The organism is Xenorhabdus japonica, from assembly GCF_900115195.1.
Taxonomy (GTDB): Bacteria; Pseudomonadota; Gammaproteobacteria; order Enterobacterales; family Enterobacteriaceae; genus Xenorhabdus; species Xenorhabdus japonica.
This window is the reverse complement of the sequence record NZ_FOVO01000069.1, coordinates 1-4,498: the sequence shown is the minus strand read 5'-3', so window position 1 is coordinate 4,498 and position 4,498 is coordinate 1. Positions and strand designations below refer to the sequence as shown.

Sequence of the window (4,498 nt, the reverse complement as noted above, 5' to 3'; positions counted from 1 at the left end):
GACAGCTGTTTTTTGAGCACTGTTTCACCCTGTACATCAACGCCGTGGATCTGGAAGACATTTTTTGCCAGATCGATACCAACTGTTGTCATCTTCATGGTGGACGCTCCCGTTATTAAATGGCTGTGTTGAATGCACTGCCATTTTGGCACACTGATGCCGCTTAAATGGGGCGTCCATCCCATTATTTCCGGCGACTTAGAATAACCCAGGGTCTTTCGATTGGGCCGTTTAAGCCGGTTGCGCAATGTCAAATTCTCCCGCTCAATACGTTGAGTGAAGGTTTTTCCAACAAGGTGCTGATTTTTGGGCAATAGATTGTAAGCCTTGAAATTATCTGTACACCAGAAAACAATATTGAACGAAGCGAGCTTTTTGAGTGTTTTTTTGCTTCTCGTTCCAAACGTATGAGCAAGGATACGTTTCAGACGAGGCTCCCAAGCAGACCATAACCAGCGTCGGCATTTTTTATTGCCGACAAATGACCACACTTCATCAACTTCACAAATGAGCTGAACGTTGACATTATCTAAGGGAAGTGTTGTGACGCATCGCGGTTTACGTTTTTTAAACGCGAACAACGGCATTAATACTGATATGCAATGTACGGGCAGTATCACGGATACCGGCATTGTTCATGGTAAGGTCAATGGAAAGGTTCGTTGGCAGGAGAAACAGCGATAGCGTTGATGGCCTGCCTCGCCTTTGCCATGTTTTTTGACGTATTCAACTTGCTGACAAAATCGACATTTTACTTCCACCGTCGCCATTTCATTTCTCCGAAAAAATGCCGATTATACATAAATATCAACAGATTGAATACGTAACCAATCTTTGAAATGGAAAGAGAGCTAATTTGTAGGCATGTGATAAAAAATATATTTCAAATTAAAGCTGTATTTTATGGTTATTATTGAGGGAGTTGACATAATTAACCCGCAGAAATTGCGGGTTAGAGTTTTAGCTACTTATTTTATTTCTTGGAGAGGAGAGTAACGTGATTCTATTTTAACGTTAACATAAAAGTCACCGGAATTATCTTTATAATTACTATCTAAAAATAAAAGAGTTAATTCGCCATCTGTAGGCACTGTCTTATGGAGAACTCCATTGCCAATTTCATAGGTCTTATCGCCAATTTTTGCAACTAAACCCCCACTTGGAGGATTAGGAGGAACCCCTTGAGGTGCAGACCACGGATTCGGACGGTTGTCATTGACAAATTTCACCCACCCTGTCGCAATGATGGATATTACATCTCCTTTTTGGAGTACAATCCCTGTCGGTTGACCTTGCGCTAGTTTGCCGGGAACAGTTCCAGACCAATCATACATAGTATTACCTCCAATCATTATATTTTGAAAGCGACTGTATCAGTCTATGAAGGCGGGTTACTTCTCCGCCAGTGAACATCAATAAAATAAGTTCATCAATACTGGGGAATGTATTTTGACTAAGCTCGATTTAACGTTTAGGTGAGCTGCATGTTTTGATGACAGGATGGCATAGAATAACAAATGGAGGATCAATAAAATCAGCTCCTTTACTGACAAAATATAATGCACCAAAGAGGATACCACTTTAACTTAACCAATTGATTTAATTGAATTAACTCTTCATGCGGAAGTTGGTAAAATCAACAAGTTAGCAAAAGGTGAGATATCCCATCTTGGGTATTGTGGTTTCCGCAATGCCTTTTGCTTGTGCAGGTATCCCATATGTTAAAGGGCGGATTGCTGTCCTATAGTGATTGTATCTTTGAACAATATGCATGTGTTCGACTCCTGAGTTAGCGGAAAAAGGAGGAGTCGAACAAAACTGATATATTTTTCTCAAGTGTTCATTTTTATTCACTAAATTTTTCTGTGTATAGTGATGTGTGTAGTTTTATTTTAATGTTTTATATTTTTGTTTTAAATAAATATATTATTCAACTTGTTCGAATCTCTCCTCCAAATAAAAAATGGTATGTTTTTTTATGCGTAAAAAGAGTGATTTTTATGTAAGGTAATCATATTAAAAATGTGAGATTTTGCTCTGGGAGTTGGGAGAGTATAGTTTAATAGATTCAGGTATGTCGATCGTTAATTGAGGGTACCAGAGCAAAGTGGGAATAGCTGAAAACAAAATTTCTTATGGTCCTTTAACTGTAATCGAAAACAACACACCTATTGATACTGGTAAAACAAGAATGTTCTATTTTAAGGCAATTTTCTAACCCTTGCTTCCACAACCACCCCGACAATATTCACATGATTACTGAGTGAAATCATGTTGTATTGAGGATTCAATGGTTTTAAAAACGTATCATATCCTTCTGTAATTAGTTGCTTGAAAGTCAGTTCCTTCTCTCCATCAAGTTTTGCGACTACTAAGTTATTGGGGACTGGTTTAACTTCTGGATCAACTAAAATGATCATACCTTGCGGTATGCTTAGTCCATTTGGCGATACCATTGAATCGCCTTTTACTTCCAGCCAAAAAGCACGTTGTGAACATTTAACAGAGGTTTCATATATCTTTACAATGCGATTTGTCTGGTATTTTGGCGTGAAATCTTCGCACCAATTACCTGCATTTATCCAGTCGAGTAGCGGGTATTGCTTGCGATAGGGTATCTGACTAGCAAACGTTGCACGATCACCATAGAGAACAGTGACGAGTTTCCTTGCTTGTTCATCCAGCGATGAGCTGAAATCTGCAATCCGAACTTTCAATTTTTGGGCAAAATAGGTTGCCATCTCCAAGTTAAGGGCATTTATCCCATTGAGATAGTGTGAAATTGCGCTTTGTGTCTTGTCAATTTCTTCTGCAAGCGTTTCCTGAGAGATGCCGAGCTGCTTTTTCTTGGACTCAAATAGCTTTTTTAAGCGTGCTGCATCTGCAAGTTGTTCTGTTGTGAGTTTCTTTTTCATGGCTCCATTTTAATACCAGCGCTATTAAAATGATAAATACTAAAAGTATTGAAATGTTTAGTACTTTAGATATTATTTAAAGGAAAGGAGGATACGCATGAAAAAAATCCCGTTATCAGAATATGTGAAGTCGAATGGTCAAGCCAACGCAGCGCGTTTGGTGGGCGTTCATCAAACTGCAATCAGTAAGGCATTGCGTGCAGGACGTAAAATATTTTTGATTCGTCAGGAAGATGGGACCTACAAAGCTGAAGAATGCCGCCCATTTCCTAGTCAAAAACAAGGTGTATGGTGAACAGAGAAAATATCAAAGGTATAATTAATTCATCTCTATTATAGATTGAACTTAATTATATCACTGATTTTATTAAAGTGTTTTTTGTGTATATTGCTGGGGGAGAAGACGTGAACGCTAACATTAGTCATTACTTCAGAGCGATAGGGAGCATTCTCGATATTATGCCCACAAATGATTACCGCGATGCTTTAGATGTTGATTCATCAAATAAATATTTACTTGAAAATAAAAAAATTTCTTATTTCCTTGATTCATTTCCATCCCCTGAAGTATTAAAGAATTATGAATCAATTTTACCGGGTTATGCTGAAAGAGTGTTTTCTCTGAGAGAAAAAGAACAGGTTTTTCAACATGAAAAGCAGAATAAAGCGCTGGATGGAATGATAAATAGAGATAGAAGAGGGCAATGGATGGGATTTTTCATGGCTATATTTATCTTAATCGTGGCGACTGTCTTTGCTTTTAGAGGAGAAATGTTGTTTGCTGGTACTTTAATTACAATTGATTTAGCAGGGTTGGCTGCTGTATTTGTTATTGGTCGTAAATTAAATAGTAAATGATTTCAGAGAATAATATGAAGATTTATCCAAAAATATGCGATTATTTTTACTAGCTATTTTTTATAATCGACAAACATAAAAAATTTTGTATGATAGGGAGCGTTTATGTATTAAAGATAAATTAGCGTGTTATAGAGAGTTAATATGGATATTAGAACCTTATGTGATTTATACCAATCAGGAAAGAAGCTGAAATATCTTTTTTTCTGGGGGCATAAAACCAATCATTCCAACCACATAACTAAATCTTGTTTAAGTCAGTGGTATCCGGCTCAATTTACTATTGATGATGTAAAATATGCCAGTACGGAACATTATATGATGGCATGGAAAGCCCGTTTGTTTAATGATCCCGAAATACTGAAAAAAATTATTCATGCTAAAACATCAGGGGCAGCAAAAGCATATGGACGCGAAATACGTGGGTTTAACCAATCGATTTGGGATGAACATCGGTTAAAGATAGTGATTGAAGGGAACTTGGCAAAGTTTTCTCAAAACCAGTCATTGGCAGAATTTTTATTGAATACAGGGGATAAAATATTAGTTGAGGCTAGCCCTGTTGACCGCATTTGGGGAATCGGGTTAGCAGAAAATGCCATTAATATCAATAATCCTTTGACGTGGGATTAGGGCAAACGGGTCTAAATTGAACAGTTAGTTCAGTGATGTGCCTTCAGTACATAAAGGTAGGAACATTGATGATCGTTTGTGATTTACAATCC

General features: G+C 37.4%; 8 protein-coding genes. 3 read left to right on the top strand and 5 right to left on the bottom strand.

The window, feature by feature from the left end; all coding sequences use genetic code 11:
* The 5 genes from BM135_RS17615 to BM135_RS16135 all read right to left on the bottom strand — a co-directional run.
* Positions 1-587: IS1 family transposase (locus BM135_RS17615; RefSeq protein ID WP_245737445.1), on the bottom strand; the 587-nt coding region annotated here is incomplete at its 3' end.
* The gene (locus tag BM135_RS17610; protein WP_245737446.1) at positions 568-639 is read right to left on the bottom strand and encodes an IS1-like element transposase; all 72 of its coding nucleotides are present in this window, start codon (positions 637-639) and stop codon (positions 568-570) included. The genes BM135_RS17615 and BM135_RS17610, both read right to left, overlap by 20 nt.
* A complete protein-coding gene (locus tag BM135_RS17605) occupies positions 636-770 on the bottom strand; it encodes an IS1 family transposase (RefSeq protein ID WP_245737444.1) in 135 nt (44 codons plus the stop codon). Before BM135_RS17605 ends, BM135_RS17610 begins: the two co-directional genes overlap by 4 nt.
* A 198-nt stretch (positions 771-968) precedes the next feature.
* The gene (locus BM135_RS16140; protein ID WP_092521522.1) at positions 969-1,334 is read right to left on the bottom strand and encodes a LecA/PA-IL family lectin; all 366 of its coding nucleotides are present in this window, start codon (positions 1,332-1,334) and stop codon (positions 969-971) included.
* Between the two features lie 867 nt (positions 1,335-2,201).
* Positions 2,202-2,915 carry a LexA family protein gene (locus BM135_RS16135; protein WP_092521521.1) on the bottom strand — a complete coding sequence of 238 codons (714 nt, stop codon included), beginning with the start codon at positions 2,913-2,915 and terminating at the stop codon, positions 2,202-2,204.
* 97 nt (positions 2,916-3,012) lie between these two features.
* On the opposite strand from BM135_RS16135, the gene BM135_RS16130 reads away from it, so the two are divergent.
* The 3 genes from BM135_RS16130 to BM135_RS16120 all read left to right on the top strand — a co-directional run bounded on the left by BM135_RS16130 (position 3,013) and on the right by BM135_RS16120 (position 4,406).
* Complete coding sequence (locus tag BM135_RS16130; RefSeq protein WP_092521520.1) at positions 3,013-3,210, top strand: Cro/CI family transcriptional regulator; 198 nt, start codon at positions 3,013-3,015, stop codon at positions 3,208-3,210.
* 110 nt (positions 3,211-3,320) lie between these two features.
* Positions 3,321-3,773, top strand: coding sequence for a DUF2335 domain-containing protein (locus BM135_RS16125; protein WP_092521523.1), 453 nt, complete (start codon positions 3,321-3,323; stop codon positions 3,771-3,773).
* A 144-nt stretch (positions 3,774-3,917) separates the two neighbouring features.
* Complete coding sequence (locus BM135_RS16120; protein ID WP_092521513.1) at positions 3,918-4,406, top strand: riboflavin biosynthesis intermediates N-glycosidase; 489 nt, start codon at positions 3,918-3,920, stop codon at positions 4,404-4,406.
* Positions 4,407-4,498: the final 92 nt, after the last annotated feature.